Origin of the sequence: Leucothrix mucor DSM 2157, assembly GCF_000419525.1 — a bacterium.
Lineage (GTDB): Bacteria > Pseudomonadota > Gammaproteobacteria > Thiotrichales > Thiotrichaceae > Leucothrix > Leucothrix mucor.
Genome location: NZ_ATTE01000001.1, coordinates 4,764,016 through 4,790,784 on the forward strand (window position 1 = coordinate 4,764,016; position 26,769 = coordinate 4,790,784).

Below are 26,769 nucleotides of genomic sequence, written 5' to 3' on the forward strand. Positions count from 1 at the left end.
AATTTTATTGTTTATTAATGGGCGCTGTTCTGGCATAATTCACCGCTTTCTTGGCTCGACCTTTGGTCGGGCCAATTTTTTCCGACAAAAATTAGTTTAGAAAATAGCTCTTTTGAGCTTTTTTTTAAGAGAGGTGCCACATGGCAATCAGTCTGCTGGGTCAGAAAGTTGGGATGACTCGCATATTTAATGAAGATGGTACAGCTACTCCGGTAACGGTACTTGAAGTTACGCCAAACCGCGTATCCCAGGTTAAGACAGTAGAAACTGATGGTTATAGTGCTGTTCAGTTAGTAGCTGGTACGAAAAAAGCGTCACGCGTAAACAAAGCACTGGCTGGTCACTTGGCGAAAGCTAATGTGGAAGCTGGTTCGGTTTGTCGCGAGATCCGCACTGACAGTGCTGACTTTGAAGTTGGTTCAAGCATTACATTAGAAGTGTTTGAAGCAGGTCAAATGGTTGATGTTAGTGGTGTGTCTAAAGGTAAGGGTTTTGCTGGTGTTTTAAAGCGCTGGAACTTTGCTGGTAAAGATGCAACACACGGTAACTCAATCAACCATCGTACACCAGGTTCGATCGGTCAAAACCAAACACCAGGTCGTGTATTTAAGGGCAAGAAAATGTCCGGACATATGGGATCTGTTAACCATACTACGCAAAACCTTCAGGTTGTGCGTGTAGATGCAGAAAGAAACTTGCTGCTTGTTAAGGGCGCAGTGCCAGGTGCACGCGGCTCTAATATCGTCATTAAGCCAGCAATTAAGGGTTAATTAAGATGGAATTACAAATCACCAATGGTGGGACGTTGCAAGTCGATGAGGCAGTTTTTGCCAAAGACTTCAATGAAACACTGGTTCACCAAGCGGTAGTCACCTATATGGCTGGCGGTCGCTCTGGGACTAAGGCACAAAAAACCCGTTCAGAAGTGAGCGGTGGTGGCATAAAGCCATGGCGTCAAAAAGGTACTGGTCGCGCTCGTGCAGGTACTACTCGTAGCCCAATCTGGCGTGCGGGTGGTGTTACATTTGCCGCAAAACCTCGTGACTTCTCTAAAAAACTCAATAAGAAAATGTACCGCGCAGCAATGCGTTCTATTTTCTCTGAGTTGGTTCGTCAGGATCGTTTGATCGTAGTGGATGAGTTCACTATGGATGCTCCTAAGACGCAAGCGATGATTAGTCGTTTGAATGACTTAGGTTGTAATGACGTATTAGTTGTTACAGATACTGATGATATGAATGTATACCTGTCCATTCGCAACATTCCACATTGTGAAGCGTTGAGTGTGACGGCGGTTAACCCAGTTAGCTTGGTTGCTCACGAGAAAGTCGTGATGACTGCTGCAGCGGTTAGCAAAGTTCAGGAGTGGTTAGCGTGAACCAGGAAAGAATTTATCAGGTGGTCTTCGGGCCGCACGTTACTGAAAAAACAGTAAATATTTCTGAAGTATCGAACATGCAAGCTTTTAAAGTTGCAGTAGATGCGAATAAGTTAGAAATCAAAAAAGCTATCGAGCAGTTGTTCGAAGTTCAGGTTTCAGAAGTTCGCACCGTATCGGTGAAAGGAAAGAAAAAGAATTTTGGCAAGCGCACTGGTAAACGTAAGGATTGGAAAAAAGCCTACGTTAAGCTAGCTGATGGCCAAAGTATCGATCTGGCTGCTGAGTAAGGAGTTAAGTTATGGCATTGGTAAAGATGAATCCAACTTCTCCTGGTCGCCGTCATCAGGTACGAGTTGTAAATAATGAGTTACATAAGGGTAAGCCTTTTAAAGGTTTGCTCGAAAGTCAGAGCCGTAATGGTGGTCGTAATAATAACGGTCGTATTACTGTTCGTCATGTTGGTGGTGGTCATAAACAACACTATCGCATCATTGACTTTAAGCGTAATAAAGATGGTGTTTCTGCGGTAGTAGAGCGTTTGGAATATGATCCAAATCGTACTGCTAACATCGCTTTGTTGAAATATGCGGACGGTGAGCGTCGTTACATTATTGCTCCTAAAGGTATTTCAGCAGGTGCTACTGTAGTGTCTGGTGATTCAGCGGTTATTTCTGCAGGAAACGCAATGCAGTTGGCTTCTATGCCAGTTGGTACTGTTGTTCACTGTATCGAAATGAAGCCTGGTAAAGGTGCTCAGATTGCTCGCAGTGCCGGTACTTCAGCACAGTTAGTTGCTCGCGATGGTCGTTATGCGACTATTCGTCTTCGTTCAGGTGAGATGCGTAAAGTGTTAGCTGCTTGTCGCGCAACAATTGGCGAAGTTGGTAATCAAGAGCACGGTCTGAAGAAGCTTGGTAAGGCTGGCGCAAAGCGTCACATGGGTGTTCGCCCGACTGTACGTGGTGTTGCCATGAACCCGATCGACCATCCACATGGTGGTGGTGAAGGTAAAACATCAGGTGGTCGTCATCCTGTATCGCCTTGGGGAACTCCTACTAAGGGCTTCAAGACTCGCAAGAACAAAAGTACGGATAAGTTAATCGTACGTCGCAGAAATAAGAGGTAATTGACGTGCCACGTTCTTTAAAAAAAGGTCCATTTGTTGATCATCATTTGATGAACAAAGTGCTTACAGCGGTTAAGAATAACGACCGTAAGCCAGTTAAGACATGGTCTAGACGCTCTATGATTTTGCCTGAAATGGTCGGTTTGACTATTGCAGTGCATAATGGTCGTCAGCATGTGCCAGTCTTGATTAACGAGAATATGGTCGGGCATAAATTGGGTGAGTTCTCCCCAACGCGCCTATTCCGTGGTCATGTTGCCGATAAAAAGGCAAGGTAATTGATGGGTATTATGTGATGGAAGTATCAGCAAGTTTACGATTCGCACGGATCTCACCTCAAAAATGTCGACTGGTGGCCGACCAGGTTCGCGGAATGCCCGTTGAGCAAGCGCTAGAGTTATTAGCGTTTAGCCCAAAAAAAGGCGCTGCGATACTTAAGAAAATTTTGAATTCTGCAATTGCCAATGCCGAGCACAATGAAGGCGCAGATATCGATGAGTTGTCAATTACTAAGGTTTATGTTGACCAAGGTCCGACAATGAAGCGCATCATGCCACGTGCTAAAGGCCGTGCTGACAGAATTCTTAAACGTACTAGTCATATTACGCTAGTCGTTGGCGATACAGGGGTTTAATGTAATGGGTCAAAAAGTTAATCCAACAGGTATTCGTCTTGGTATTTCTACTGACTGGCGTTCTAAGTGGTACGCAGAAGGTAAAGAATATTCACGTTTCCTGCACAAGGATCTTGAAGTTCGCAGCTTCCTCGAGAAGAAGTTGTCAAATGCATCTGTAAGTCGCATCCAAATTGAGCGTCCTGCAAAGTCTGCATTCATTACAATTCACACGGCTCGTCCTGGTGTTGTAATTGGACAGAAAGGTGCAGATATTGAACGTTTACGTCAGGAAGCTGCTAAATTGATGCAGATCCATCCAAATAACGTAAAGTTAAATATCGAAGAGATTCGCAAGCCAGAGCTTGATGCAAAATTAGTTGCAGAAAGTATTGCAAATCAGCTGGAACGTCGTATTATGTTCCGCCGTGCTATGAAGCGAGCAGTTAGTAATGCTATGCGTCTTGGCGCACTTGGAATCAAGATAATGGTTTCAGGTCGTCTTAACGGTGCAGAAATTGCTCGTACTGAATGGTACAGAGAGGGACGTGTTCCACTTCATACCTTGCGTGCAGATATCGATTACGCCATTTCCAGAGCCAACACTACCTATGGTGTGATTGGTATTAAGGTTTGGATTTATAAAGGCGAGGTTTTTGATCTCGAGCAGAAGCAAGCCAGTTCTAGCCAGAAAAACGGCAAGAAAAAGTAGAATAGAGGTTCGAGATGTTACAGCCTAAAAGAACGAAATTTCGTAAGCAGTTTAAAGGACGTAACCGTGGCTTGGCCGTTACTGGTAGTAGCGTAAGCTTCGGTGAGTTTGGTTTGAAATCTGTTGATCGTGGTAGATTAACGGCTCGCCAGATTGAGTCTGCACGTCGTGCAATGACTCGTCACATTAAACGTGGTGGTAAAATTTGGATACGTGTTTTCCCTGATAAGCCAATTACTAGTAAGCCTCTTGAAGTGCGTATGGGTAAAGGTAAGGGTAACGTTGAATACTGGGTTTGCCAGATTCAGCCAGGCCGTATGTTATATGAGATGGAAGGTGTTTCCGAAGAGTTAGCCAGAGAAGCTTTCGCTTTGGCTGCCGCTAAACTTCCGGTAAAAACTGTATTTGTTACACGGCAGGTGATGTGATGAAAGCTAGTGAACTTCGTAGTAAAAGTGCTGAAGAGCTGAATGAAGAGCTTCTTGGTACATTGAAAGAGCAGTTTGCTTTACGTATGCAGCGTGCAACAGGTCAGCTGGCTCGTCCATCAGATATGAAAAATGCACGGCGTAAAATTGCAAGAATTAAAACAATTCTTGCAGAAATGCAGTCTACAGGTAAGTAAAAATGAGCGAAGAGACACAGGCAGCTAGCGTTAAAGTTGCACACTCAATGCAAGGTGTGGTCATTAGTGACAAGATGGACAAAACCATCACTGTCATGACTGAGCGTAAAGTACGTCACCCAATTTACGGTAAGTACATTCGTCGCTCAACAAAGTACCATGTGCATGACGAGAATAACGAATGCAAAGTAGGCGACAACGTTACATTTAGAGAATGTCGCCCATTTTCAAAGACCAAATGCTGGTCTTTGGTAAAGGTTGTTGGCAGCGCTGACTAAGCGCTAGTCAATTTTGAATTAAAGCTGAAGTCGGAATTTAATCATGATTCAGATGCAAACTGTTCTACAAGTGGCAGACAATAGTGGAGCCAGAAGAGTCAAGTGCATTAAAGTACTTGGTGGTTCTCACCGTCGTTACGCCGCGATTGGGGACATCATCAAAGTAAGTATTCAGGAAGCAATTCCGCGTGGAAAAGTGAAGAAAGGTGATGTCTATAACGCTGTTGTTGTTCGTACTGCGAGCGGTGTCAGACGTGGCGATGGCTCCTTAATCCGTTTTGATAATAACTCTGCGGTTTTACTTAACTCTAAGAATGAACCAATGGGGACTCGTATTTTCGGCCCTGTGACACGTGAGCTTAGAGCTAAGAACTTCATGAAGATTATTTCTCTCGCTCCTGAAGTTTTGTAAGGTTATTGGTCATGAATAAGTTAAGAAAAGGTGACGAGATTGTTGTAATCAGCGGTAAAGACAAAGGTCGCCGCAGCACAATTACACAGATCCTCGAAAACGGAAAAGTTTTGGTTCAAGGCGTGAATACTGCCAAGAAGCATCAAAAAGGTAACCCTAATGCAGGTGTTGCCGGTGGTATCGTAAGTAAAGATATGCCTGTTGATATTTCTAATGTGATGCTGGTTAATCCAGCCACTGGTAAGGGCGACCGTGTTGGTTTTAAAGTTCTGGAAGACGGCAAAAAAGTACGCTTTTTTAAGTCTAACGGCGAAGTAGTAGGCGCGTAAGGTATTCATAATGGCAAGATTAGAAGATTATTACAAAGAGACTATGGTTAAGCAATTAGCAGAGACTCTCGCTTGTAAAAATGTCATGGAAGTTCCTAGACTTTCGCACATTACTTTGAACATGGGTTTAGGTGAGGCCGTTGGCGATAAGAAGATTATCGAACGTGCCGTTGAAGACATGGCTCTTATTTCTGGCCAAAAGCCAGTAGTAACTATGTCTCGTAAGTCTATCGCTGGATTTAAGATTCGTGACAACTGGCCGATCGGTTGCATGGTTACTCTACGTAGAGAAAAAATGTACGAGTTCCTGGATCGCCTGATCACAGTTTCCATCCCACGTGTGCGTGACTTCCGTGGTTTGAATCCTCGTTCCTTTGATGGTCGTGGTAACTACAATATGGGTTTCAGTGAGCAAATCATTTTCCCGGAGATCGATTATGATAAAATCGATGCGATCCGTGGATTAGATATTGCGATTGTAACTACGGCTAAGACGAATGCTGAAGGTAAAGCTTTACTAGACGCTTTCAAATTTCCGTTCAAGAAATAGAGGTTATTCAGGAATGGCAAAGAAATCGATGGTTGCACGTGAAGCTAAACGCACTCGTTTAGTTGAAAAGTACGCAGCTAAGCGCGCACAACTTAAAGCAATAATCAGTAAGCCAAGCAGCAGCTTTGAAGAAGTGATGGCGGCAGTTGATAGTTTGCAGAAGCTACCAAGAAACAGCAGTCCAGCACGTCAACGTAATCGTTGTGCACTGACTGGCCGTCCACATGGTGTTTATCGTAAGTTTGGTTTATCTCGCATTATGCTTAGAGAAGCAGCAATGCGCGGTGATGTTCCAGGCTTATCAAAAGCTAGCTGGTAAGGAATACGAATTATGAGTATGAGTGATCCAATTGCAGATATGTTGACTCGTATCCGTAACGGACAACGGGCAAACAAAAGCACAGTATCTTTTCCAACTTCTAAGTTGAAGAGCTCAGTGCTGAATGTCTTAGTTAGTGAAGGTTATGTTGGTGAATATAAGTTTGGCGAAGTAAACGGTAAGCCGGTTACTACAGTTGACCTTAAGTACTACCAGGATAAGCCAGTAATTAGCAAGATCCAACGTGTAAGTCGTCCGGGTCTTCGTATCTTTAAAGGTAAGAATGATATTCCTCAGGTCCTTGGTGGACTTGGTGTTGCTATCGTTTCAACTTCTAAAGGTGTGATGAGCGATAGCGCGGCTAGAGCAGCTGGCTTCGGTGGCGAAGTGATCTGTACAGTTGAATAAATAGGCTACGAATCATGTCAAGAATTGCAAAAAATCCAGTCGTTCTTCCAGCCGGTGTTCAATTGAGTATTGATGGCCAGAACGTTGGTATTAAAGGAGCTAAAGGCTCCTTTGATTATAAAATTCACAACACTGTGAAGATCTCTGAAAGCGAAGGCAAAGTAAGTTTCGAGCCGAATGATGGCTGTAATGATTCTGCTTGGTCTATGTGCGGAACAATGCGTTCTTTAGTTAATAACATGGTACAAGGTGTTAGCCAGGGTTTTGAGCGTAAGCTTGAGCTGGTTGGTGTTGGTTACCGTGCACAGCTAAAAGGCAATGCAATCAGTCTTTCACTAGGTTTCTCACATCCAGTGTTACACGAGCTTCCTGAAGGCGTATCAGCTGAACTGCCAAGTCAGACAGAAATCATCCTTCGTGGTGTTGACAAGCAAATGCTTGGTCAGGTTGCTGCTAACATCCGCGCTTACCGCCCACCAGAGCCTTACAAAGGTAAAGGTGTTAAGTATGCCGGTGAACGAATTCTTCGCAAAGAAGCGAAAAAGAAGTAAGGTAGGTTAGTGATGAATAAGAAAATCGCTCGTATCCGTCGCGGTAAACGTAGTCGTAGTAAGATGCGTGAGTTGCGTGTAGACCGTCTCACTGTGCACCGTTCTTCTCAGCATATTTATGCTCAGGTTATTTCAGCTGAAACAAATGAAGTGCTTGCTAGCGCTTCAACTGTTGAAAGCAGCCTGCGTACTGAATTGTCATATACCGGTAACTCGGAAGCAGCAATGGCTGTTGGCAAATTAGTAGCTGAGCGTGCTAAAGAGAAAGGCGTTGAATCTGTTGCATTCGATCGCTCAGGTTTTAAATATCATGGCCGTATTAAGGCGTTAGCTGATGCTGCGCGTGAAGCGGGACTTCAGTTCTAAGGGTGACCTGAATGGCGAAGACAGAAAATACAGATGTAGCTGCAGATGGTTTGCAGGAAAAGTTAATTCACGTAAACCGTGTTGCCAAGGTGGTAAAGGGTGGTCGTGTATTTGGTTTTACAGCGTTGACAGTTGTTGGTGATGGTAACGGTCGTATTGGTTTTGGATATGGTAAAGCACGTGAAGTGCCTGTCGCTATCCAAAAAGCAATGGAAAAGGCTCGCAAGAGCATGGTTACTGTTCCGTTAACTGATGGAACTCTGCAGTACTCAATGGAAGCTAAGCACGGTGCAGCACACGTCTTCATGAAGCCTGCTTCTGAAGGTACCGGTATCATTGCTGGTGGTGCTATGCGTGCAGTATTTGAAGTTGTTGGTGTTAAAAACGTATTGGCTAAGTGTATTGGCTCACGTAACCCAATCAACGTCGTGCGTGCAACTATCAAGGGCCTGGGTGATATGAACTCTCCTGAGATGATTGCTGCTAAGCGCGGTAAAACCGTAGAAGAGATTAGAGGTTAAGGTCATGTCAGCTGAAAAATCTTTGAAGGTGACTCTGGTTAAAAGTTTGATTGGCCGCCTGAAGTCACACCAGAGCTGTGCGTACGGATTGGGTATTCGCAAGATACACAATTCAGTTATCGTCACTGATACTCGTGAAAACCGTGGAATGATCAATAAGATCTCCTACATGGTTAAAGTTGAGGAAGTTTAATAATGAGACTTAATACGCTGAAGCCAGCAGATGGAAGTACTACCGATCGCAAGCGCGTTGGTCGTGGTATTGGTTCTGGTCTGGGTAAAACAGCTGGCCGTGGTCATAAAGGTCAGAAGTCACGTTCAGGTGGTTTCCATAAGTCAGGTTTCGAAGGTGGTCAGATGCCTTTGCAACGCAGACTTCCGAAGCTTGGCTTTACATCACGTAAATCTCGCGTAACCGCAGAGATTCGTTTAAGTGAACTTGCATTGCTTGATTCTGAAGTAATCGATTTAGATGCACTTAAAGCCGCTAATATTATTAGTAAAAATATTCGTTTTGCCAAAGTCATTTTGTCTGGAGAGTTATCCAAATCTGTGACATTGAAAGGCATCGGTGCTACCAAGGGCGCTCAGTCTGCCATTGAAGCCGCCGGAGGCAAAGTCGAAGCATAACCGGAGATAAACTCTGTGGCACGTCAGAATCCTACAAGTATGCTCGGTGGCATGGGTAAATCAGCTGAAATAAAACAAAGATTACTCTTTGTTTTTTTCGCTCTAATAGTTTACAGAATTGGTACTTTTATTCCAATTCCAGGGGTTAACCCAGCTGCTCTGCAACAATTTTTTGATCAAAACACCGGAACCATTTTAGGTGTTTTCAACATGTTTTCTGGTGGTGCGTTACAGCGTTTGAGTATCTTTGCATTGGGTATTATGCCGTACATTTCGGCCTCTATTATCGTGCAATTGATGACAACAGTTGTGCCGTCGCTAGAGCAATTAAAGAAAGAGGGTGAAGCAGGTAAGCGTAAGATTACCCAATACACTCGTTACGGTACTGTTGGTCTAGCATTATTTCAAAGCTTTGGTATTGCCATCGCCTTGGGTGGTCAAGATCTAGGTGGCGGACAAACCATTGCCCTGTACCCTGGTACAGGCTTTGTTATCACCACAGTGATCTCTCTCGTTACAGGAACTTTGTTTCTAATGTGGCTTGGTGAGCAAATTACTGAACGTGGTATCGGTAATGGTATCTCTTTGATCATATTTGCTGGTATAGTTGCCGGCTTGCCAACTGCGATCGGTGGAACGTTGGAATTAGCTCGTAATGGTGAGCTTCGTCCAGAGTTCGTTATAATCTTGCTCGCAATGGCAGTACTGGTGACAGCTTTTGTGGTTTTTGTTGAACGAGCGCAGCGTCGTATTACGGTCAACTATGCGAATCGTCAACAAGGTAGGAAGATGGCAATGGGTCAATCCAGCCATTTACCACTAAAGCTGAATATGGCAGGTGTAATACCTCCAATTTTCGCATCAAGCATTATCCTGTTCCCATCAACTTTGGGATCGTGGTTTGCTAGCGGCGAAGGAATGGAGTGGTTGCAGTCAGCGGTTAATAAGTTACAACCTGGTCAGCCTTTGTATATTTTGTTTTATGCATTAGCGATCATATTCTTTACTTTCTTCTATACAGCACTGGTCTTTAACTCACGTGAGACAGCAGACAATTTGAAGAAAGCAGGCGCGTTTATTCCAGGTATTAGACCTGGGCGCGAAACAGCTAAATATATTGATGGTGTGATGACGCGACTAACAGCGGTTGGTGCGATTTACATTACCTTAGTATGTTTGTTGCCTGAGTTTTTGATCTACGGTTGGAAAGTGCCATTTTACTTTGGTGGTACATCGCTGTTGATTATTGTAGTTGTTGTAATGGATTTCTTGGCTCAAGTGCAGGGACATATGATGTCTCAGCAGTATGAAGGCCTGATGAAAAAAGCAAACTTTAAAGCTGGTGGCAAGAATAAGCCGCGGACCAGTTGATAGTATTCTGTTAGAGGATTAAGTAATGAAGGTACGTGCTTCGGTGAAAAAAATGTGTCGCAACTGCAGCGTTGTAAAGCGCAAAGGTGTTGTGAGAATCATTTGTACAGATCCAAGACATAAGCAACGTCAAGGGTAATATCCCGTAAGACGATTTTTTGGGAAAACTTTTGGATATGAATAATATTCAAAATGTTTTCCCAAGTTGTATTGATTAACGTCAGTGAATAGGGTATATTTGCCCGCCTTTCACGACTGCCTGGAGATAGGTTCATGGCTCGAATAGCGGGTATTAATATCCCTGTTAACAAACACGTTGTGATCGCTTTGACCGCAATATATGGGATTGGTCGTTCGCGTTCGCAGGACATCTGTGCAGCAGCTAATGTTGCTACTACTACCAAAATTCGCGACCTGACTGAAGAAGAAGTTGAAAGTCTTCGTACAGAGATCGCTAAATACACGGTAGAGGGTGATCTGCGTCGTGAAGTATCCATGAGCATTAAGCGTTTAATGGATCTTGGTTGTTATCGCGGTATACGCCATCGTCGTGGTTTACCACTACGTGGACAGCGGACCAAAACGAATGCACGTACGCGTAAAGGCCCTCGCAAGCCGATTCGCAAGTAACAGACGATAGGAATTGAAACATGGCTAAAGCCACTAAAGCGCGTAAAAAAGTCAAAAAGTCAGTGAGCGATGGTATCGCTCACGTGCATGCGTCTTTTAATAACACGATTATTACAATTACGGATCGCCAAGGTAATACATTATCATGGGCTACTGCCGGTGGCTCTGGTTTCCGTGGTTCACGTAAAAGCACACCGTTCGCTGCGCAGGTTGCTGCAGAGCGTGCTGGTGAAGCAGCTAAAGAATACGGTTTGAAAAATCTTGACGTAATGGTTAAAGGTCCTGGTCCTGGTCGTGAATCAGCTGTCCGCGCCTTGAATAACATTGGTTACAAGATTACTCAAATTATGGATGTGACGCCGATTCCACACAATGGTTGCCGTCCGCCAAAGAAACGTCGCGTTTAGCCGCAATATACAGGAGATAGGTCATGGCTAGATATATTGGAGCTAAGTGTAAGTTAATGCGTCGTGAAGGAACAGATTTGTTCCTGAAGGGACGTGGTCGTTCTTTGGATAACAAATGTAAACTGGATAAGATCCCAGGTGTACATGCTGAGCGTCGTAGTCGTTTATCTGACTATGGACTGCAGCTTCGTGAGAAGCAAAAAGTCAGACGTACATATGGAATTCTTGAAAAGCAATTCCGTAGCTACTTTAAAGAAGCTGCTCGTAGAAAAGGTTCTACCGGCGAAAACCTTCTTAAGTTGCTTGAGTGTCGCTTAGATAACGTTGTATACCGTATGGGTTATGCTTCTACTCGTGCAGAAGCACGTCAGTTAGTAAGTCATAAGTCTGTAATGGTTAACGGTTCTTTGGTTAACATTCCATCTTTCCAAGTTAAAGCAGGTGATGTTGTTTCTGTTCGTGAAAAAGCGAAGAAGCAAACTCGTATTGTTGATGCTATGTCTGTAGCTGATCAGTTAGGTCTTGCTGCTTGGGTTGAAGTTGACTCAAAGAAACTGGAAGGTACTTTTAAGTCTGTTCCAGAACGTGATGAATTATCACAAGAGATTAATGAGTCTCTCATCGTTGAACTTTACTCTAAGTAATCTTCTGATTCGTTCAGTTATATTATTTAGTTAATTTTAGAGGGATTGTTATAGTGTCTACTGCAACAGATTTGCTAAAACCTCGTAATATACAGGTTAGCGAAGTCAATGGCCGGACATCCAAGATCGTATTGGAGCCACTTGAGCGAGGCTTCGGTCACACGCTTGGAAATGCTCTACGTAGAATACTTCTCTCATCAATTTCGGGTTGTGCCGTAACTGACGTTAGAATTAATGGCGTCGATCATGAGTACACGGCAATTGAAGGCGTTAAGGAAGATGTTGTTGAGATTCTGTTGAATCTTAAAGGCCTTGCTGTTCGTCTGAATGAAAAAGACAGTGTAACTCTGGATCTGCGTAAGCAGGGTCCAGGGTTAGTAACTGCCGCAGATATTCGTTTGGATCATGACGTTGAATTGATTGATCCTGATCACGTGATTGCAACACTGACATCTGATGTTGAACTCGATATGAGCATTACTATTGCTCGTGGTCGTGGTTATCAGCCTGCCAGTGTTAGACGTGGTCCTGATGCTGAAGAATTGCCGTTAGGAACATTGCTGCTTGATGCAAGTTTTAGCCCAGTTGTTCGCGTAGCTTATACCGTGGATAGTGCACGTGTTGAGCAGCGTACTGATATGGATAAGCTGATCATTGAGTTGGAAACTGATGGTTCTGTTGGTCCTCAGGAAGCGATTAGTCGTGCAGCGACGATCCTACATGAGCAGCTAGCTGTATTCTTCGATCTGACTATTGTTGAGCCAGAGCCAATTTCAGAGCCAGAGCCTGAAGTTGATCCTGTTTTGTTGAGACCTGTTGATGATTTAGAGTTAACAGTACGCTCCGCAAACTGCTTGAAGGCAGAACAGGTTTACTATATCGGTGATCTGGTACAGAAAACTGAAAATGAGCTGTTGAAGACACCGAACCTTGGTAAGAAGTCTTTGACTGAGATTAAAGATGTATTGGCGTCACACGGTCTTACACTTGGTGCAAGATTGGAAAGCTGGCCGCCATCAGCCATCGATAAGTAATTTTGCCATCTGGCGAAGATTAGAATTTAGGTAAGGATGTAGAAAATGCGTCATCGTAAAATTGGTCGTCAATTAAGCCGTAACAGCAGTCATCGTAAAGCGACACTGCAGAGTTTGTCTAACGCTGTGATTCTTCACGGTGGTATCAAGACTACTGTTGCTAAAGCTAAAGAATTGCGTCGTGTTGTTGAGCCTCTAGTTACTCGCTCTAAGAGTGACAGTGTTCATAACCGTCGTATCGCTTTTGCTCGTCTACGTGATGATGTGACTGTAGGTATGTTGTTCAATGACCTAGGTCCTCGTTACAAAGAAAGAGCGGGTGGTTACATGCGTATCATCAAGTGTGGCTACCGTGCTGGTGACAACGCTCCAATGGCTTACATTGAGTTTGTTGATCGCCCACAAGACACAGCATCTGCCTGATTCTTGTTACAAGTTATAAAAAAAGCTGAGTTTATCTCGGCTTTTTTTATGCCCATTATTAAGTCGTTTGTATTTTAACTGTGTCATACTTTGTGAATTATTAGTGTTAACAATTTGCAGGATAAAGGTCATGGATACCGATCTGGTTAAGGTAGAACCCGCTGAAAGCTCCAGAAAATCGGCTCGCGCTTTTAGTTACGGAAACATCATCGCAGCGTTGTTTCCACCCTTGTTTGTGCTGTGGTTTGGCGCATCAATTATTGTCTATGCGATACTACGGCACCATCCCAATCCTCGTGTCGGTTTCTATACGCAAAGAGCGGCTTATTATTACTATGCTATAGCCGGATCACTAGTTCCTATTCTTACATTCGCTCCGAGTGGATTTTTAAAGAATTATTGGCTCTATCTATGGGCTATTTGTGGCGTAGTTCTGATAACATTGTCCGTCCTGTTGATTCGTCAGATCAATCGGGAGTCCTGGGAAGATATTGAATACAAAGGTAAATCATGAACGAATTGCGCAATAATTGGACCGTCGAAGAAGTTGAAGAATTATTTGATCTGCCGTTTAACGATCTGATATTTCGTGCACATCAGTTGCATCGTGAAAACTTCCAACCAAATGAAGTACAAATTAGTACCTTGTTGAGTATCAAAACCGGTGCTTGTCCGGAAGATTGTTCGTATTGCTCACAGAGCGCGATTAACGACACTGGTCTTGAGAAGGAGCGCTTGCTTGAGCTTGAAGCTGTTAAGTCAGCGGCTGCTGAAGCTAAAGCCAATGGCGCAACCCGTTTTTGTATGGGTGCTGCATGGCGTAACCCGACGGATAAAAGTCTGGATAAAGTAATCGATATGGTTACTGAAGTGCGTGGTATGGGTCTTGAGACGTGTGTAACGCTAGGTATGCTTAAGCAAGAGCAGGCTAAGCGCCTTAAAGATGCTGGCCTTGACTACTACAATCACAATCTTGATACCTCTCCAGAGTTCTACGGCAGTGTTATCACTACCCGTACTTATCAGGATCGTATCGATACCTTACAGTTTGTTCGTGATGCAGGTATTAACGTGTGTTCTGGTGGTATCTTAGGAATGGGTGAAACCCGTCGTGACCGCGCGCGTTTACTGCAGCAGTTATCTAACTTGCCACAGCACCCTGAATCAGTGCCTATCAATGACTTAGTTCAAGTTAAAGGTACGCCTTTAGATGGTATTGATAAGCTGGATGCTTTCGAGTTTATTCGCACAGTGGCGGTTGCTCGTATCATGATGCCAAAGTCCTATGTACGCTTGTCAGCGGGTCGTACTGAGATGAATGAGCAGACTCAGGCTCTATGTTTCTTCGCTGGTGCCAATTCAATGTTCTATGGCGACCGTTTATTGACGACTGATAATCCAGATGAGAATCACGATCAGGTTCTATTTGGCAAGTTGGGAATTGAGCCTGAGAAGGCTAGAGTTTCTGCTTAAGCTAAATCGTAAGGGCAAATAAAAAAGGGAATCGTAATGATTCCCTTTTTTGTGCCCAACACTCCTAAAAACCTAGCTTATAAACCTCGAAAGTAGCAGTGACAACTCCGCGAGCAGTGGTTTTCAGTAATGGTGAGCCTTTGCTTATAAGAAAGTTATAAACAAATTTTAAGTGAACTGCTTAACTAAATCTGGAATCATCTGCGATAACTCGCCAGTCATTAGCGTAAACTCAATGTCCATTCGCTCTTCATGAGACTGTGGATCTTGCTCGTTCATTTTCTCATCTAGCACATCAAGAAACTTCAGCTTTTTAACGACCATATCTTCGCCAACCACAAAGCTCACTTTGTTGTCCCAAATCAGTGCTAGCTTGGAAACATATTTGCCGCTTTCCAAGTTAGTCTTAACGTCATCCGTTCCAAGCTCATGTTTCTTAAATGCTGCTACGCCAGTATTATCACCGCTGCCTTTTAGCTCGCACTCATCGCCGATCACAAATGGCTCAGGTGCTTTGTAATCTGATAACCATTGAGTCAGGCATGGGCTAACTGCTTCAGTCTTAGGCGGAACAACAGGCAGGCTACCAATCGTCTTACGCAGTAGCGTACTAAAGGTCTCAGCGCGAGATGGCGAAGACGTATTAATTACCAACCAGCCACCAGCAGGATCAATCCAGGCATCCATTTTTTGAGTGCGGGTAAATGCTCTTGGCAGTAATTCATCTTCGATACGCTCACGAAGCTCTTTCTTTTCTTTCGAGCCGACTTTGCGACTCTCGCGATCCTGAATCTCGATCACTCGCTCATCAAGCTCTTCACGAACGACAGACGCTGGTAACAAACGCTCTTGGCGTGCCATCGTTAGCAGAATGAAGCCATTAGCCGAATGTGTATATGACTCTGAGTTTTTGCCCAGTGGCGGTACCCAGCCCATACTTTCGCGCTGCATGGCGGAGCACTCTGTAAATGGTTTTCCGCTTAGTTCCTCGTGGAGTGCTTCTGCATCGAGGGTGAAGTCCTTTTCGAACTGATAGAGATATAGATTTTTAAACCACATATAATTTTTATCACTTAGCTGGGAAATCGAGGCGCGATTATGCACCAAATACTAATGTTGTACAAAGTTAAGCCACAATCTTAATTGCTTTTGCCGCCACCAAGGCACTCTGGAGAGTCTGGGACTTTACCTGATTTTGCAAAATATTCTTCAGGTGTCATTGTGTGAATGGCTAGAGCGTGGATGCTGTTTAATTCCTCACTCAATGTCTTGTTAATTAAGCGATGACGAGCCAGTAGCATCTTGCCAGCAAAGGCCTCAGATACCACGGTAACTTTGAAGTGAGACTCGGAGCCCGCAGGCACATTATGCATATAGCTTTCATTGATAACATCGAGAAACTCGGGCTGGAAAGTCTCTTCGAGTTTTTGCTCAATAATTGATTGAATGGTCATGAATTAAGAATCCTTAACGATGTGAAAGTACCTTGAAATCAGTAAGATCTGCTACCATGCTAAGCAGGCAACCTAATGACAATAAATAACGAAATCGGAAAGTCAGAATGCAGCAGAAACAACAATTTGACAAGCTTCAGCAATATATCAGTGGAAAAATAATCGGGCAAAGTGAGTTGGTTAACCGACTGCTGATTGCAATGTTGGCGGATGGCCATTTATTGGTTGAGGGTGCGCCGGGCTTGGCTAAAACACGAGCCATCCAAGTGTTGAGTCAGGCGGTTGAAGGTGACTTCCATCGTGTTCAATTTACACCCGATTTACTACCTGCCGATATTACCGGTACTGAAATATTCCAGCCGCAAACTGGCGAGTTTCAATTTCGCAAAGGGCCGTTATTTCATAACTTAGTTTTAGCCGATGAGATTAACCGTGCACCCGCTAAAGTTCAGTCAGCGTTGTTAGAGGCTATGGCCGAACGTCAGATCACTGTTGCAGGTACTACGTATCCTTTGTCTGAACCGTTTATGGTAATGGCGACGCAAAACCCAATCGAGCAAGAGGGTACCTATCATCTGCCAGAAGCACAGCTCGACCGCTTCTTAATGCATGTGAAAGTGGGATATCCAAGCCTCGAAGCTGAGCAGCAGATTCTCCATCTAAACCGTGCTGAAGCCTTGCAGCAGATCAAGCACGAAGTGACTGAGCCCGCAATTCAGCTCAGTAAAGATGATATTTTGGCTGCACGCCAGCAAGTTATGCAGATGTATATGGCTGACAGTGTTGAACAGTATTTGCTACAACTGGTTATGGCGACGCGTCAACCAGAAGCTTATGGCGATGCATTGACGGGTGTGATTGCCTTTGGTGCAAGCCCACGCGCCACGATGGCTCTGGATCGTTGTGCCAGAGCGCATGCATGGCTCCAAGGCCGTGATTACGTCGGGCCGGATGATGTGCAAGCAATCGCACACGATGTATTGCGTCACCGTATTTTGCTAACTTTTGAAGGCGAAGCTGCCGGACAAACCAGCGATCAGGTAATCGACACGCTGCTAAGTTTGGTTGCAGTGCCCTGATTATGAGCAACACTGAACAGGCTATGGGTGAAAACCTAATCTTCAGTTCGTTGGATGCTTTAATTCAACAGCAGCAATCGGCTCGTTTGTTGCAACAAAGCGGGCGTCGTCGTAAAGCCGCTCGTCAAATCGGAAATCACCATGTGCGTCAGCTTGGGCGGGGAATGGAGTTTGCAGAGTCCCGTCCTTACAGCCCCGGCGATGATATTCGCAGTATGGATTGGAAAGTGACTGCTCGTACTGGCGAGCCACACACTAAATTATTCGAAGAAGAGCGCGAACGTCCTGTTTTACTCTGGTGCGACTTTCGTCCCGGCATGTTTTTCGCAACCCGCGGCCAGTTTAAATCAGTCGTTATGACTGAGCTTGCTAGTCTCGTTGCCTGGAAAAGCTGGATTGACGGGGATAGGGTTGGTGGCATGTTTGTAGCGGCTAATAACCACGACGAGCTTCGTCCCGCTCGCAGTAAAAGTGCCGTCCTACATCTACTGCAGCAGCTATCGCTGGAATCTAAACAGATGCCAGACTTTAGTGCCCAAGCGCCTTCCTTGGCGGAGTCTTGGAGGCGATTACACCGAGTATTGTCTCCTGGTTGTCAAGTGACGTTACTGAGTGACTTTCGTGGTTTAGATGAAGCTGCTGAGCAACAGCTAAAACGCATTGCCCGACGTGCCACCGTCACGTTGATTGTGATTAGTGATCCTTTTGAGCACCAACTACCCGAACGTACCCGCCTCAGCCTCAGTGATGGCCTACGATTTTTAAAGTTGAATACCGCTAAAGATAAAGTACGTGATGAATATCAGCAACGCGACCTTAGTCATTCAGAGCGTTTGCAACAACTGGCGGTGCAATGTTATGCCAGCCTGATTAATATCTCCACGCAGGATGATATGCAGCAGCGATTGGCAAAACTGAGGGGAGTGCTCTAATGAATCCCTTGGACGAATTAAAAGATATTCACCTACCGACATCTGTTGATTGGTGGCCTCTAGCCCCCGGTTGGTGGGTGCTGGCTGCCTTAATCTTGGTTGTTCTGGCATTGCTTATTCTAAAACGCTCACGTAATCGCAAGCATCGCCAATTAACTCAAGCCGCCATTGGCTCGCTGGATCAGCTGGCGCAAGATACAACGCTGGATAAAGCTGAGTGGCTAAAAGCACTATCAAGCTTACTACGTCAAATCGTGATTAATTTTCATGGGCGCCAAGCCGGTGCCGGACTTGTTGGCAAAGATTGGCTTGCATACCTTGATCGACAGGGCGGCGGCCAAGAGTTCAGTCAAGGCGTGGGTCAAGTCATTGCATCTCAGCCTTATCAGCAAAGTGGTGATTATGATCGCGAAGCCTTGCTGAAACTGGTGCGTCATTGGGTTAAGCGCCAGCGCTGTGGAGGATCATCCGATGCTTGAGTGGGAATGGATCTGGGCGTTTTATTTATTGCCAATACCACTACTGGTTTGGTTGATTTTCAAGCCTCAAACAGAACGCAATGGGGCAAGCTTACGAGTCCCTTTTTTACAGGACTTACCTGAGCAAGTGGATGCTGAAACCTCACGTAGTTGGCGCTGGTTAGCAAAGCTATTAGTCGTGTTGGCCTGGTGCTCATTGGTTACTGGTTTAGCCCGTCCTGTAATGGTTGGTGAGTTAGTGCAGTTACCAATGAGTGGACGCAACTTGATGCTAGCTGTCGATTTATCCCTCAGTATGCAAGAGCGGGATTATCAACTGGGTAACACCTATGTTGACCGGTTAACGGCGACTAAATACGTTGCCGGAGACTTCATTGAGCGTCGCGAAGGCGACCGGATTGGTTTGATCCTATTTGGTGATCAGGCGTATCTGCAAGCTCCGCTAACCTTCGACCGTAAAACAGTACGCCGCTTACTTGAAGAATCCGCGTTGGGCTTGGCAGGGCGAAATACAGCCATCGGTGATGCCATTGGTTTAGCCCTCAAGCGACTAAACGAAGAGCCAGATACTGAGCATATTTTAGTGCTAATGACCGATGGCGAGAATACCGCCGGTGTGGTCTCTGTCGAAGATGCTGCCGAGATGGCCGCTAAAAATGGTCTGAAAATCTACACAGTCGGAATTGGCTCTGAGCAAAATAACGCATTGGACTTTTTCAGTCGGCAAAGTGCCTCCGGTTTGGATGAAGAGACCCTGAAGAAAATAGCTGATATGACAGGCGGACGTTACTTCCGTGCCCGCGACACCGACAGTTTTAGAGATATTTACGAAGAGCTAGATCGCTTGGAGCCCATTGAGCGTAACCAGCAACAATGGCGGCCGCGTACTGATTTATTCTTCTGGCCTTTAGCGCTAGCACTGTTATTGGCATTGTCCGCCGTGATTATGCGGGAGAAGGCACTGTGAGTAATTTCCAAGACTTTCACTTTTTATATCCTCATTGGTTTTTTCTGTTGCCGCTAATCCTGTTGGTTTGGTGGTGGCTGGCAAAGCAAGTTGGCAACAGTCAGGCATGGCAGCATTTTATCGATGAGCGTCTGCGGCCATTTGTGATTAGTGGTCAGGATGGCGTAGCCGGTGCATCCGTGCGTCATTTGCTATTAATTGCCGGATTGATTGCCATTATTGCGTTGGCGGGTCCTAGTTGGCAAAAGCGCTCTGCGCCAGCATTTCAGGCACAGCAGGGCCTAGTGCTGGTATTGGATTTATCTAGCTCGATGTTGGTGGCGGATGTCACGCCCAATCGCTTAGAGCGTGCGCGCTTCAAGCTCATGGATTTACTGAAAAACCGCAAAGAAGGCCAAACAGGCTTGGTGGTATTTGCTGGAGATGCATTCGCCGTTTCGCCACTCACCGATGATGTTGAAAACATCATTGAGCAAGCTAAAAACCTGTCACCGGATATCATGCCAATACAAGGTAGTCGCTTGTTTCGCGGGATTGATGAAGCGGTTGAGTTATTACAGCAGGCTGGTTACCCCAAGGGCGACATCTTATTAATTACAGACGGCAGCTTTGACCAAAACAGAACCTTAAGTCGTGCAGAAGCGGCTAACGAGTCTGGCTATCGCGTCTCTGTAGCCGCCATTGGTACGGCAGATGGCGGGCCGATTGTATTGTCAAATGGTGAAATATTACGTAACGCTCAAGGTCAGGTGGTTATTGCTCAATTGGATGCCGACTCCTTGCAACAGATTGCTGCACAAGGTGGAGGCCTCTTTCAACAGTTGAGCCTTACCGATCAGGAAGTTAATCGTTTCGCACAATTTTTTGAAACAGAGAATAGTGGCGTGTTGGATGATCGTCAGCAAGCGGTTGAGCATTGGCAAAATGAAGGTATTTGGCTGTTGTTTCTGCTGATACCTTTCGCATTGCTGATGTTCCGTAAAGGGTACCTGTTTTCACTGGCCGCCGTATGTGTGGTCAGTAGTGCTTTATTGCCACAGCCTGTTCAAGCTTTCAGCTGGGATGAGCTATGGTTAAATGCAGATCAACGTGCTCACAAAGCCTTGTTGGAAGAGAAGCCAGAAGAGGCTAAAAACTTATTTGAATCGCCAGAGTGGAAAGCATCAGCAGCTTATCGCAATGGTGATTTTGAGGAGTCGGCCAGTATTTTTGCACAGAATCAGCGTGCTGATGATTGGTACAACCAAGGCAATGCGCTGGCTAAAGCTGAAAAGCTGGATGAGGCAATCGCGGCTTATGGCAAAGCGCTGGAGTTACAAGCTGATCATGCGGATGCCAAGTTTAATCAGGATTTACTGAAAAAAATGAAGGAACAACAAGAGCAACAGAATCAGGATCAAAAGCAGAAGGATAAGCAGGACGATAAAGACCAGGAAGACTCAGAAGATAAGCAAAAGAGCGACACTAAGCAGCAACAAAAAGAAGATCAGCAGGGCTCATCTGATAAGCCCGATTCTCAAAAAAGTGAGTCGTCTGATGATCAGGATGCTGATAGCAAGCAAGGCGAGAAAAGTCAGCAAGAGAAAGACGCTGACGAAAAGGATACCCAGCAAGCTCAGGATCAGCAAAAGTCCAAGCAAGAGCAGGCTGACCAAGCTCGAAAAGAAGCCGAGGAAGCCAGAGACAAACAAGCGGAGGAGCAGGGTGAGCAAGAGGCTGATGAAAAAGCTGAACAGCAAGCCGCGAAGCCAGCTGTGAGCGAACAACCAATGACTGAAGAAGAAAAGCAACAGGCGCAGCGTACCAAGCAATGGCTACGCAAAATACCAGATGATAGTGCTGGCTTATGGCGTCGTAAATTTCAGTATCAATATCGTCAGCGCCAGCCGGTGAATAATGGTGGAGAGCAGTTATGGTAAAGCGTTTTATTGCGATGATCGCTTTGTTGCTAGTCGCGTTAGTTAGTCATGCTGCGCCTGTGTTGCAAGCAATGGTTGATCGGCAAACGATTGGAATTGATGAAACAGTACAGCTAGTGATCAAGCTCTCCGGTGCAGGTGCAGGGCGGCCCGACCTATCAGAGATCTACCAAGACTTTAGTATAGATAGTCACTCGCAAAGCTCCAGCGCGCGTATCATTAATGGCATTCTGAGTCAGGATGTGAGCTGGACCTTTGTGTTGTCGCCGAATCACACCGGTGAGCTAACGATTCCAGCTTTAACCGTTGGCGGTGCTCAATCACAGGCCATTACCATTACAGTCACCGATACGCCCACGCAACAAGTGACTAATGACGATGCCTTGATGGAGGTTGAGGTTTCGCCGTTACACCCTTATGTGCAAGGGCAGGTAATTTATGTGCAGCGTTTGTATTATTCGCGGCCATTGGTTGATAACGCTTCGATTTCCAGCCCGAGAATTGCCAAAGGTAAGGCTGATATTGAGTTTTTAGGCTCATCTAATCCAATTCGCACCACTCTAAACGGTAGGCCTTATCAGCGCCTGAGTCGTTATTATGCAGTGTATCCACAAGAAGTGGGTACGCTGGAATTTGCGCCCTCCGTATTTCGTGGCAGCTTGGCTCGCAGTACGCAGCGAGATCCTTTTCAGTATTTCCCGAATAGTGGGACTCGAATTAGTGCTTCCTCTGCCGCAGCTTCAGTAGAGATTGAGGCGAAGCCCGCAAGTTTTACGGGTAGCGAATGGCTTGCTGCTTCTCAAGTTAGCTTAAGCATTAATTGGTCGATGCCACCAGAATCATTACAAGCAGGCGAGCCGGTTACCGTGACTATTGCTTTGATTGCTGAAGGTAAGCGTGCCGAGACGCTGCCTGAAATTCAATTACCCGTGCCGGACGACATTAAAATCTATCCTGAAAAGCCGGTATTCCAGAATCAGAAAAGTGCTAGCGGTATTGGTGGAATGCGTCAGGAAACGATCGTATTGGTGGCTAATAAAAATGGGGAATACACGATTCCTGCGGTTGAAATTCCTTGGTGGGATACGAAAGCGGATAAGCAAAAGATTGCCCGCCTAGACCCGGTCACGATAAAAGTGAGTGGGGCAGCTATTACTGCTAATACCCCGCCGGTAAGTGCTGAACCTGCAGAGCCGAAAGTAAATGAGCCTGAGCCTATCAATCAAGCGGATGATAAGACGTTATCAAAAGTAGGTACGACTGAGTTGATGTCAGGTATCAATACTTTAATGGATGATTGGATGGCTAAAGCCCAACTACATCGCAAAGAACTCGCAGCGGGCTTGGGCGCATCAGCACTATTGATTTTGGGGTTAGTTTTCATTACGCGTCGTAATCGTAAAAAGCGCCAATCTCCAGAGTTTCAGCAGCAACAAATTCAGCAGGAAGCGACGCGTAAAGTCATCGCGGCTTGTAATGCGAATGATTCAGCGGCTGCTATTTCAGCATTGCCAGCATGGGCCGCTAGTGTTGGTATTTATCCGACAACTTTAGCCGGTTTTGAAACCTGTGGAGATGAGGCAATGGTGTCCGCGGTTCGTGAGCTATCGGCATCCCGCTATGCTAAGCAGGATGCCCAATGGAATGGCCGCACACTAAAGCAGGCTGTTCAGGCCTATGGTGCTAAGGCCTCCGCAACTCCGGTGGTTGCACTAAGGCCATTGCACCCAATCTCACAATAGCTCCTCTGGTTCAAATGAATCCACCCGAATGGCATTCAACATTGCGATTCGGGCATTTTTCAGCAGCGTTGCCTCATCCTCAGTGATCAGTTGATAACGCAGCGCCTCCTCAATTCGCTCCTCTTCGGTATGTGTCGATAACCTGCCATCTTTGCGTAGTCGGCGTAGACGTGTTTCTGCCGCTTTGGCTTCCGTGGCTAATTGAAAAGCATGCTCAATGCGTCCGGTACGATCGGTTGGGTCGTTGCTCATATAGATTCCACTACATAAGCGAGCACGAGTAGCACTTGGCTTAAGGCCGAGCTGAGCTACCTGATGAATCAATTTGTCACTGGGTGGCGAGTAGGGCTTGCCAAAGGGAAACATAAACTGCCGCAGCACTTTGCCGAAGAGTGGCGCGGGTAGATTGTAAAACACTGCTAACATCGCTTGCTGTGCATCATGAATCAGACTTTGGCAGCTGTAGTCCAGTAAGGGCAGGTCAGCAATTGGCTCACCCTGATCTTCAAAGTGTTTTAGCACTGCGGAGCAAAGGTAGAGGTTTGCCAGAATATCGGCAAAGCGTCCAGATAGGCGCTCGCGGCGCTTCAAAGTGCCACCTAAAGTCAGCAAAGCATAGTCAGTTAGTAGGGCAAAGCTGGCACTCAGGCGCGTCAAGCGCCGATAGTACTTGCGCGTCATCGGTGTGCCGGGTGATTCAAAGTAGGCATTGCTCATACCAAACCAAACACTGCGGGCTAAGTTGCTCATCACAAAGCCAACATGCGCCATGAGTGTTTTATCCAGCAGCTTTAAATCATCCGATTGTGCTGCTTTGATTTCGGTCAGCAAATAGGGGTGACAACGAATCGCACCCTGACCAAATACAATCAAGCTACGGGTTAAGATATTCGCGCCTTCCACGGTAATTCCGATGGGTACTGCCTGATACATGCGGGCAATGAAATTATCCGGCCCCATGCAAATTCCCGAGCCTCCGTGAATGTCCATGGCATGATTGACAATCTGACGCATCCGCTCGGTTAGTTGGTATTTTAGCAGTGCCGTAATGACCGCTGGTTTCTGCTCCTGATCGATCGCAGTGGCAGTCAGGCGACGTCCGGCGTCCATGATATAGGTCTGCACTAAAATCTCTGCCAGCGGCTCTTCAATGCCTTCAAAACGACCAATAATGCTGCCAAACTGTTTTCGTACACCGGCATAAGCGCCAGTAACGTGGGAAAGCTGCTTTCCGGCTCCCGTGGCGAGTGCGGGAAGCGAAATTCCGCGTCCTTCGCCTAAGCACTCCACCAACATTTGCCAGCCTTTACCGGCATGCTCCGGCCCGCCGATTAACCAGTCCATGGGGATAAATACGTTTTCACCCCATACCGGACCATTCTGGAAAGGGATATTCAGTGGGAAGTGCCGCTTGCCGATACTGATCCCCGCAGTTGTCGTTGGAATGAGTGCCAGACTAATCCCGACTTCCGTTTCATCACCCAGCAAATGATCAGGGTCTTTAAGTTGGAAGGCTAAGCCAAGTAGTGTGGCAACGGGGGCTAGTGTGATATAGCGCTTTTCCCAGTTAAGGCAAATACCTAAAACATCATCTTTGCCTTCAAAGCGTTGTCTGCACACCACGCCAATATCTGGAATGGCGCTGGCATCGCTACCAGCTTCAGGTCCGGTTAGCGCGAAGCAGGGGATTTCCTCGCCACGAGCTAAACGTGGTAGAAAATAACTTTTTTGTGCAGCCGTTCCATAGCGATGCAGTAGCTCACCAGGGCCGAGAGAGTTAGGCACCATCACGGTGACTGCCGCCGTAATACTGCGTGAAGCGATTTTCATGACCACTTCTGAATGCGCCAGTGCAGAGAAACCAAGCCCGCCATATTCCACTGGGATAATCATCCCGAAAAAGCCTTCACGCTTCAGGGTTTGCCAGATTTCGGGAGGGAGATCTAGCAATTCGTGAGTAATCTTCCAGTCATCCAGATTTTTACAGAGCACCTCAACCGGCCCATTCAGGAAGTCGGTTTCCTCGGGCGTTAAGCTGCTACTGGCGAGATCGCGTAAGTGGGGCCATTTTGGTTTGCCGGAAAACAGTTCAGCATCCCACCAAGTATTGCCTGCCTCCAGTGCTTGCTGTTCGGTATCGGAAATTCTGGGAAGGTTCTGTTTGAGTAAGCGAAGCGCGGGACGACTGATTAACTTTAGGCGCAAGGGCTCGTAGTAGATAATTACCAAGCTCAAAACGCAAAGGATGGCAATGAACCAGATGCCGTTATGCCATGCATCAAAGATAAATATACCGGCTAACCAAGTCAGTATAAATGGGGCTGTTTTCACCAAAGATAGTCGCAAATAGCCGCTTATTAGTAAAATGACTAATAGGCTGATGAGTGCGAGAAGTGATGAGATCATGATGAGCCTCCTTCAAGGATGGTTCGCGAGGGTTTTGATGTTTCGGAGCGTTCGGCGATTAATGGCAGTTCGTCACCTTCACCAGTTTCCCAAGGTAGATAGCGATGGGAGTGGCCGTGTGACAGATCTAGGTCTGGAAACTTGACGATCTCAAAGTAAGGTGAGTAGTCAAAATCAGCGGGTACAAATAATCGGAAATTACGTTTATAGATTTTTTTGTATTCGTTATTGTCCGTTACCACAACCGGCAAAATGGGGTAATCAACACTTTGAAAGCATCTTGCTATCATTCCTGAGCATACCACATGCGTCGGTTTACCTGCGTTGTGTTGAAATAACGTGGAGCGCCAGTGCCTAGGTAGTAAGCCGTAAGGGAAAAAGAAGCGGGCCAAATCTAGCAGTTGCCTGACATCGTAAGAGAGTCCCAAATGCTCAGCAGCAAAGCAGACGACTTTTTGTTGGTCTTTGGGTCGTAGATGAGTGGGGCGGCAGACTCGAAGGTTATCATCCATGTAGTCACTCATGGGCCTCACCACGGTGCCATAACCCAGTAAGGATTCGATCACCAGTTGTTCATTTGGATCGCCATCGTAAAACTTCAGAATGCGGGCACGAATGGCCGGATCTTTGACTTCGCTCAGGCGACCAATGTACAGGGCAGAGTGAATCCATGGCGAGAGCGTGATTAGCTTGATGATATCGCCAACCCGAGTGCGGCCTTCAAATAAAATCACATCAGCTGGCTTGAGTGACTCCAATAATCGCTTGGGGTTATTGATTGCGGACAGGTTCCTGTTTGCCTCCGGAATGGCGATTAGCCAACCGACAACTTTATTCCATATCAGGTTACGCAGTTTGCTCAACATGAACCGTTCCTCCATTGGTATGATTATGACACGATCATGACCCTTGTTATCTTAAACGCTGTGATTACGGGTTTAGATTCACTTGAGGCTCTATGGTTGCAAATTTCTGTTTAAGGGAAGTT

Annotated in this window: 39 protein-coding genes; 35 read left to right on the top strand and 4 right to left on the bottom strand. The window is 45.9% G+C overall.

Annotated elements, in window-relative coordinates; genetic code table 11:
• Positions 1–140: 140 nt before the first annotated feature.
• The 29 genes from rplC to bioB all read left to right on the top strand — a co-directional run bounded on the left by rplC (position 141) and on the right by bioB (position 14,803).
• Complete coding sequence (gene rplC / locus LEUMU_RS0121805; RefSeq protein ID WP_022954423.1) at positions 141–770, top strand: 50S ribosomal protein L3; 630 nt, start codon at positions 141–143, stop codon at positions 768–770.
• A gap of 5 nt (positions 771–775) precedes the next feature.
• Entirely contained in the window at positions 776–1,378 is a 603-nt protein-coding gene (gene rplD, locus LEUMU_RS0121810; protein ID WP_022954424.1) for a 50S ribosomal protein L4, read from the top strand.
• Positions 1,375–1,668 carry a 50S ribosomal protein L23 gene (rplW, locus tag LEUMU_RS0121815; protein ID WP_022954425.1) on the top strand — a complete coding sequence of 98 codons (294 nt, stop codon included), beginning with the start codon at positions 1,375–1,377 and terminating at the stop codon, positions 1,666–1,668. The genes rplD and rplW overlap by 4 nt, the downstream gene beginning before the upstream one ends.
• An 11-nt stretch (positions 1,669–1,679) precedes the next feature.
• Entirely contained in the window at positions 1,680–2,507 is an 828-nt protein-coding gene (rplB, locus tag LEUMU_RS0121820; protein ID WP_022954426.1) for a 50S ribosomal protein L2, read from the top strand.
• Between the two features lie 5 nt (positions 2,508–2,512).
• Positions 2,513–2,785: a 30S ribosomal protein S19 gene (gene rpsS, locus LEUMU_RS0121825; protein ID WP_022954427.1), complete on the top strand. Its 273-nt coding sequence runs from the start codon at positions 2,513–2,515 to the stop codon at positions 2,783–2,785.
• Positions 2,786–2,802: 17 nt separating this feature from the next.
• Positions 2,803–3,141, top strand: coding sequence for a 50S ribosomal protein L22 (gene rplV, locus LEUMU_RS0121830; RefSeq protein ID WP_022954428.1), 339 nt, complete (start codon positions 2,803–2,805; stop codon positions 3,139–3,141).
• Positions 3,142–3,145: 4 nt separating this feature from the next.
• Positions 3,146–3,832 carry a 30S ribosomal protein S3 gene (gene rpsC / locus LEUMU_RS0121835; protein ID WP_022954429.1) on the top strand — a complete coding sequence of 229 codons (687 nt, stop codon included), beginning with the start codon at positions 3,146–3,148 and terminating at the stop codon, positions 3,830–3,832.
• Between the two features lie 14 nt (positions 3,833–3,846).
• A complete protein-coding gene (gene rplP / locus LEUMU_RS0121840) occupies positions 3,847–4,260 on the top strand; it encodes a 50S ribosomal protein L16 (protein ID WP_022954430.1) in 414 nt (137 codons plus the stop codon).
• The gene (rpmC, locus tag LEUMU_RS0121845) at positions 4,260–4,457 is read left to right on the top strand and encodes a 50S ribosomal protein L29 (RefSeq protein WP_022954431.1); all 198 of its coding nucleotides are present in this window, start codon (positions 4,260–4,262) and stop codon (positions 4,455–4,457) included. Before rplP ends, rpmC begins: the two co-directional genes overlap by 1 nt.
• 2 nt (positions 4,458–4,459) lie before the next feature.
• Positions 4,460–4,735 (top strand): 30S ribosomal protein S17, encoded by a 276-nt coding sequence (gene rpsQ, locus LEUMU_RS0121850; RefSeq protein WP_022954432.1) that lies wholly within the window; start codon positions 4,460–4,462, stop codon positions 4,733–4,735.
• 43 nt (positions 4,736–4,778) lie between these two features.
• Positions 4,779–5,147 (top strand): 50S ribosomal protein L14, encoded by a 369-nt coding sequence (gene rplN, locus LEUMU_RS0121855; protein ID WP_022954433.1) that lies wholly within the window; start codon positions 4,779–4,781, stop codon positions 5,145–5,147.
• Between the two features lie 11 nt (positions 5,148–5,158).
• A complete protein-coding gene (gene rplX, locus LEUMU_RS0121860; protein ID WP_022954434.1) occupies positions 5,159–5,476 on the top strand; it encodes a 50S ribosomal protein L24 in 318 nt (105 codons plus the stop codon).
• A gap of 10 nt (positions 5,477–5,486) precedes the next feature.
• Positions 5,487–6,026 (top strand): 50S ribosomal protein L5, encoded by a 540-nt coding sequence (rplE, locus tag LEUMU_RS0121865; protein WP_022954435.1) that lies wholly within the window; start codon positions 5,487–5,489, stop codon positions 6,024–6,026.
• A 13-nt stretch (positions 6,027–6,039) separates the two neighbouring features.
• Positions 6,040–6,345 carry a 30S ribosomal protein S14 gene (rpsN, locus tag LEUMU_RS0121870; protein WP_022954436.1) on the top strand — a complete coding sequence of 102 codons (306 nt, stop codon included), beginning with the start codon at positions 6,040–6,042 and terminating at the stop codon, positions 6,343–6,345.
• Between the two features lie 12 nt (positions 6,346–6,357).
• Entirely contained in the window at positions 6,358–6,753 is a 396-nt protein-coding gene (gene rpsH, locus LEUMU_RS0121875; protein WP_022954437.1) for a 30S ribosomal protein S8, read from the top strand.
• Positions 6,754–6,767: 14 nt separating this feature from the next.
• A complete protein-coding gene (rplF, locus tag LEUMU_RS0121880) occupies positions 6,768–7,304 on the top strand; it encodes a 50S ribosomal protein L6 (RefSeq protein WP_022954438.1) in 537 nt (178 codons plus the stop codon).
• A gap of 12 nt (positions 7,305–7,316) precedes the next feature.
• A complete protein-coding gene (rplR, locus tag LEUMU_RS0121885; RefSeq protein WP_022954439.1) occupies positions 7,317–7,670 on the top strand; it encodes a 50S ribosomal protein L18 in 354 nt (117 codons plus the stop codon).
• A gap of 11 nt (positions 7,671–7,681) precedes the next feature.
• Complete coding sequence (rpsE, locus tag LEUMU_RS0121890; RefSeq protein ID WP_022954440.1) at positions 7,682–8,191, top strand: 30S ribosomal protein S5; 510 nt, start codon at positions 7,682–7,684, stop codon at positions 8,189–8,191.
• 4 nt (positions 8,192–8,195) lie between these two features.
• Positions 8,196–8,384 carry a 50S ribosomal protein L30 gene (rpmD, locus tag LEUMU_RS0121895; protein ID WP_022954441.1) on the top strand — a complete coding sequence of 63 codons (189 nt, stop codon included), beginning with the start codon at positions 8,196–8,198 and terminating at the stop codon, positions 8,382–8,384.
• Between the two features lie 2 nt (positions 8,385–8,386).
• Positions 8,387–8,821, top strand: coding sequence for a 50S ribosomal protein L15 (rplO, locus tag LEUMU_RS0121900; protein WP_022954442.1), 435 nt, complete (start codon positions 8,387–8,389; stop codon positions 8,819–8,821).
• A gap of 39 nt (positions 8,822–8,860) precedes the next feature.
• The gene (gene secY / locus LEUMU_RS0121905; protein ID WP_022954443.1) at positions 8,861–10,192 is read left to right on the top strand and encodes a preprotein translocase subunit SecY; all 1,332 of its coding nucleotides are present in this window, start codon (positions 8,861–8,863) and stop codon (positions 10,190–10,192) included.
• Between the two features lie 25 nt (positions 10,193–10,217).
• Positions 10,218–10,331, top strand: coding sequence for a 50S ribosomal protein L36 (gene rpmJ, locus LEUMU_RS28665; protein WP_084708161.1), 114 nt, complete (start codon positions 10,218–10,220; stop codon positions 10,329–10,331).
• Between the two features lie 134 nt (positions 10,332–10,465).
• A complete protein-coding gene (gene rpsM, locus LEUMU_RS0121910; RefSeq protein WP_022954444.1) occupies positions 10,466–10,822 on the top strand; it encodes a 30S ribosomal protein S13 in 357 nt (118 codons plus the stop codon).
• Between the two features lie 20 nt (positions 10,823–10,842).
• Complete coding sequence (rpsK, locus tag LEUMU_RS0121915; protein WP_022954445.1) at positions 10,843–11,229, top strand: 30S ribosomal protein S11; 387 nt, start codon at positions 10,843–10,845, stop codon at positions 11,227–11,229.
• Between the two features lie 23 nt (positions 11,230–11,252).
• Positions 11,253–11,873 (top strand): 30S ribosomal protein S4, encoded by a 621-nt coding sequence (rpsD, locus tag LEUMU_RS0121920; protein WP_022954446.1) that lies wholly within the window; start codon positions 11,253–11,255, stop codon positions 11,871–11,873.
• Positions 11,874–11,923: 50 nt separating this feature from the next.
• Positions 11,924–12,907, top strand: a complete 984-nt coding sequence (locus tag LEUMU_RS0121925; RefSeq protein ID WP_026745026.1) for a DNA-directed RNA polymerase subunit alpha — start codon at positions 11,924–11,926, stop codon at positions 12,905–12,907.
• 45 nt (positions 12,908–12,952) lie between these two features.
• On the top strand, positions 12,953–13,330 hold the full coding sequence (gene rplQ, locus LEUMU_RS0121930; protein WP_022954448.1) for a 50S ribosomal protein L17: 378 nt from the start codon (positions 12,953–12,955) through the stop codon (positions 13,328–13,330).
• 130 nt (positions 13,331–13,460) lie between these two features.
• Positions 13,461–13,844 carry a hypothetical protein gene (locus tag LEUMU_RS0121935; RefSeq protein WP_022954449.1) on the top strand — a complete coding sequence of 128 codons (384 nt, stop codon included), beginning with the start codon at positions 13,461–13,463 and terminating at the stop codon, positions 13,842–13,844.
• Positions 13,841–14,803, top strand: coding sequence for a biotin synthase BioB (gene bioB / locus LEUMU_RS0121940; protein WP_022954450.1), 963 nt, complete (start codon positions 13,841–13,843; stop codon positions 14,801–14,803). The genes LEUMU_RS0121935 and bioB overlap by 4 nt, the downstream gene beginning before the upstream one ends.
• 168 nt (positions 14,804–14,971) lie before the next feature.
• Here the strand turns inward: bioB and LEUMU_RS0121945 are convergent, their stop codons facing one another.
• Positions 14,972–15,862: a recombination-associated protein RdgC gene (locus LEUMU_RS0121945; RefSeq protein ID WP_022954451.1), complete on the bottom strand. Its 891-nt coding sequence runs from the start codon at positions 15,860–15,862 to the stop codon at positions 14,972–14,974.
• An 80-nt stretch (positions 15,863–15,942) separates the two neighbouring features.
• Positions 15,943–16,257: a BolA family protein gene (locus LEUMU_RS0121950; RefSeq protein WP_022954452.1), complete on the bottom strand. Its 315-nt coding sequence runs from the start codon at positions 16,255–16,257 to the stop codon at positions 15,943–15,945.
• 107 nt (positions 16,258–16,364) lie between these two features.
• On the opposite strand from LEUMU_RS0121950, the gene LEUMU_RS0121955 reads away from it, so the two are divergent.
• The 6 genes from LEUMU_RS0121955 to LEUMU_RS0121980 are packed head-to-tail and all read left to right on the top strand — an operon-like array spanning position 16,365 to position 23,375.
• Positions 16,365–17,336 carry an AAA family ATPase gene (locus LEUMU_RS0121955; protein WP_022954453.1) on the top strand — a complete coding sequence of 324 codons (972 nt, stop codon included), beginning with the start codon at positions 16,365–16,367 and terminating at the stop codon, positions 17,334–17,336.
• A 2-nt stretch (positions 17,337–17,338) separates the two neighbouring features.
• Complete coding sequence (locus LEUMU_RS0121960) at positions 17,339–18,268, top strand: DUF58 domain-containing protein (protein ID WP_051156083.1); 930 nt, start codon at positions 17,339–17,341, stop codon at positions 18,266–18,268.
• Positions 18,268–18,747: a DUF4381 domain-containing protein gene (locus LEUMU_RS27300; RefSeq protein ID WP_022954455.1), complete on the top strand. Its 480-nt coding sequence runs from the start codon at positions 18,268–18,270 to the stop codon at positions 18,745–18,747. The genes LEUMU_RS0121960 and LEUMU_RS27300 overlap by 1 nt, the downstream gene beginning before the upstream one ends.
• Positions 18,740–19,714 carry a vWA domain-containing protein gene (locus LEUMU_RS0121970; RefSeq protein ID WP_022954456.1) on the top strand — a complete coding sequence of 325 codons (975 nt, stop codon included), beginning with the start codon at positions 18,740–18,742 and terminating at the stop codon, positions 19,712–19,714. The genes LEUMU_RS27300 and LEUMU_RS0121970 overlap by 8 nt, the downstream gene beginning before the upstream one ends.
• The gene (locus LEUMU_RS27305; RefSeq protein ID WP_022954457.1) at positions 19,711–21,633 is read left to right on the top strand and encodes a vWA domain-containing protein; all 1,923 of its coding nucleotides are present in this window, start codon (positions 19,711–19,713) and stop codon (positions 21,631–21,633) included. Before LEUMU_RS0121970 ends, LEUMU_RS27305 begins: the two co-directional genes overlap by 4 nt.
• Positions 21,627–23,375: a BatD family protein gene (locus LEUMU_RS0121980; protein WP_022954458.1), complete on the top strand. Its 1,749-nt coding sequence runs from the start codon at positions 21,627–21,629 to the stop codon at positions 23,373–23,375. The genes LEUMU_RS27305 and LEUMU_RS0121980 overlap by 7 nt, the downstream gene beginning before the upstream one ends.
• Here the strand turns inward: LEUMU_RS0121980 and LEUMU_RS27310 are convergent.
• Entirely contained in the window at positions 23,367–25,781 is a 2,415-nt protein-coding gene (locus tag LEUMU_RS27310; RefSeq protein WP_084708162.1) for an acyl-CoA dehydrogenase, read from the bottom strand. The two genes, LEUMU_RS0121980 and LEUMU_RS27310, sit on opposite strands and share 9 nt — an antisense overlap.
• Positions 25,778–26,647: a YiiX/YebB-like N1pC/P60 family cysteine hydrolase gene (locus tag LEUMU_RS27315; RefSeq protein WP_084708163.1), complete on the bottom strand. Its 870-nt coding sequence runs from the start codon at positions 26,645–26,647 to the stop codon at positions 25,778–25,780. Before LEUMU_RS27315 ends, LEUMU_RS27310 begins: the two co-directional genes overlap by 4 nt.
• Positions 26,648–26,769: the final 122 nt, after the last annotated feature.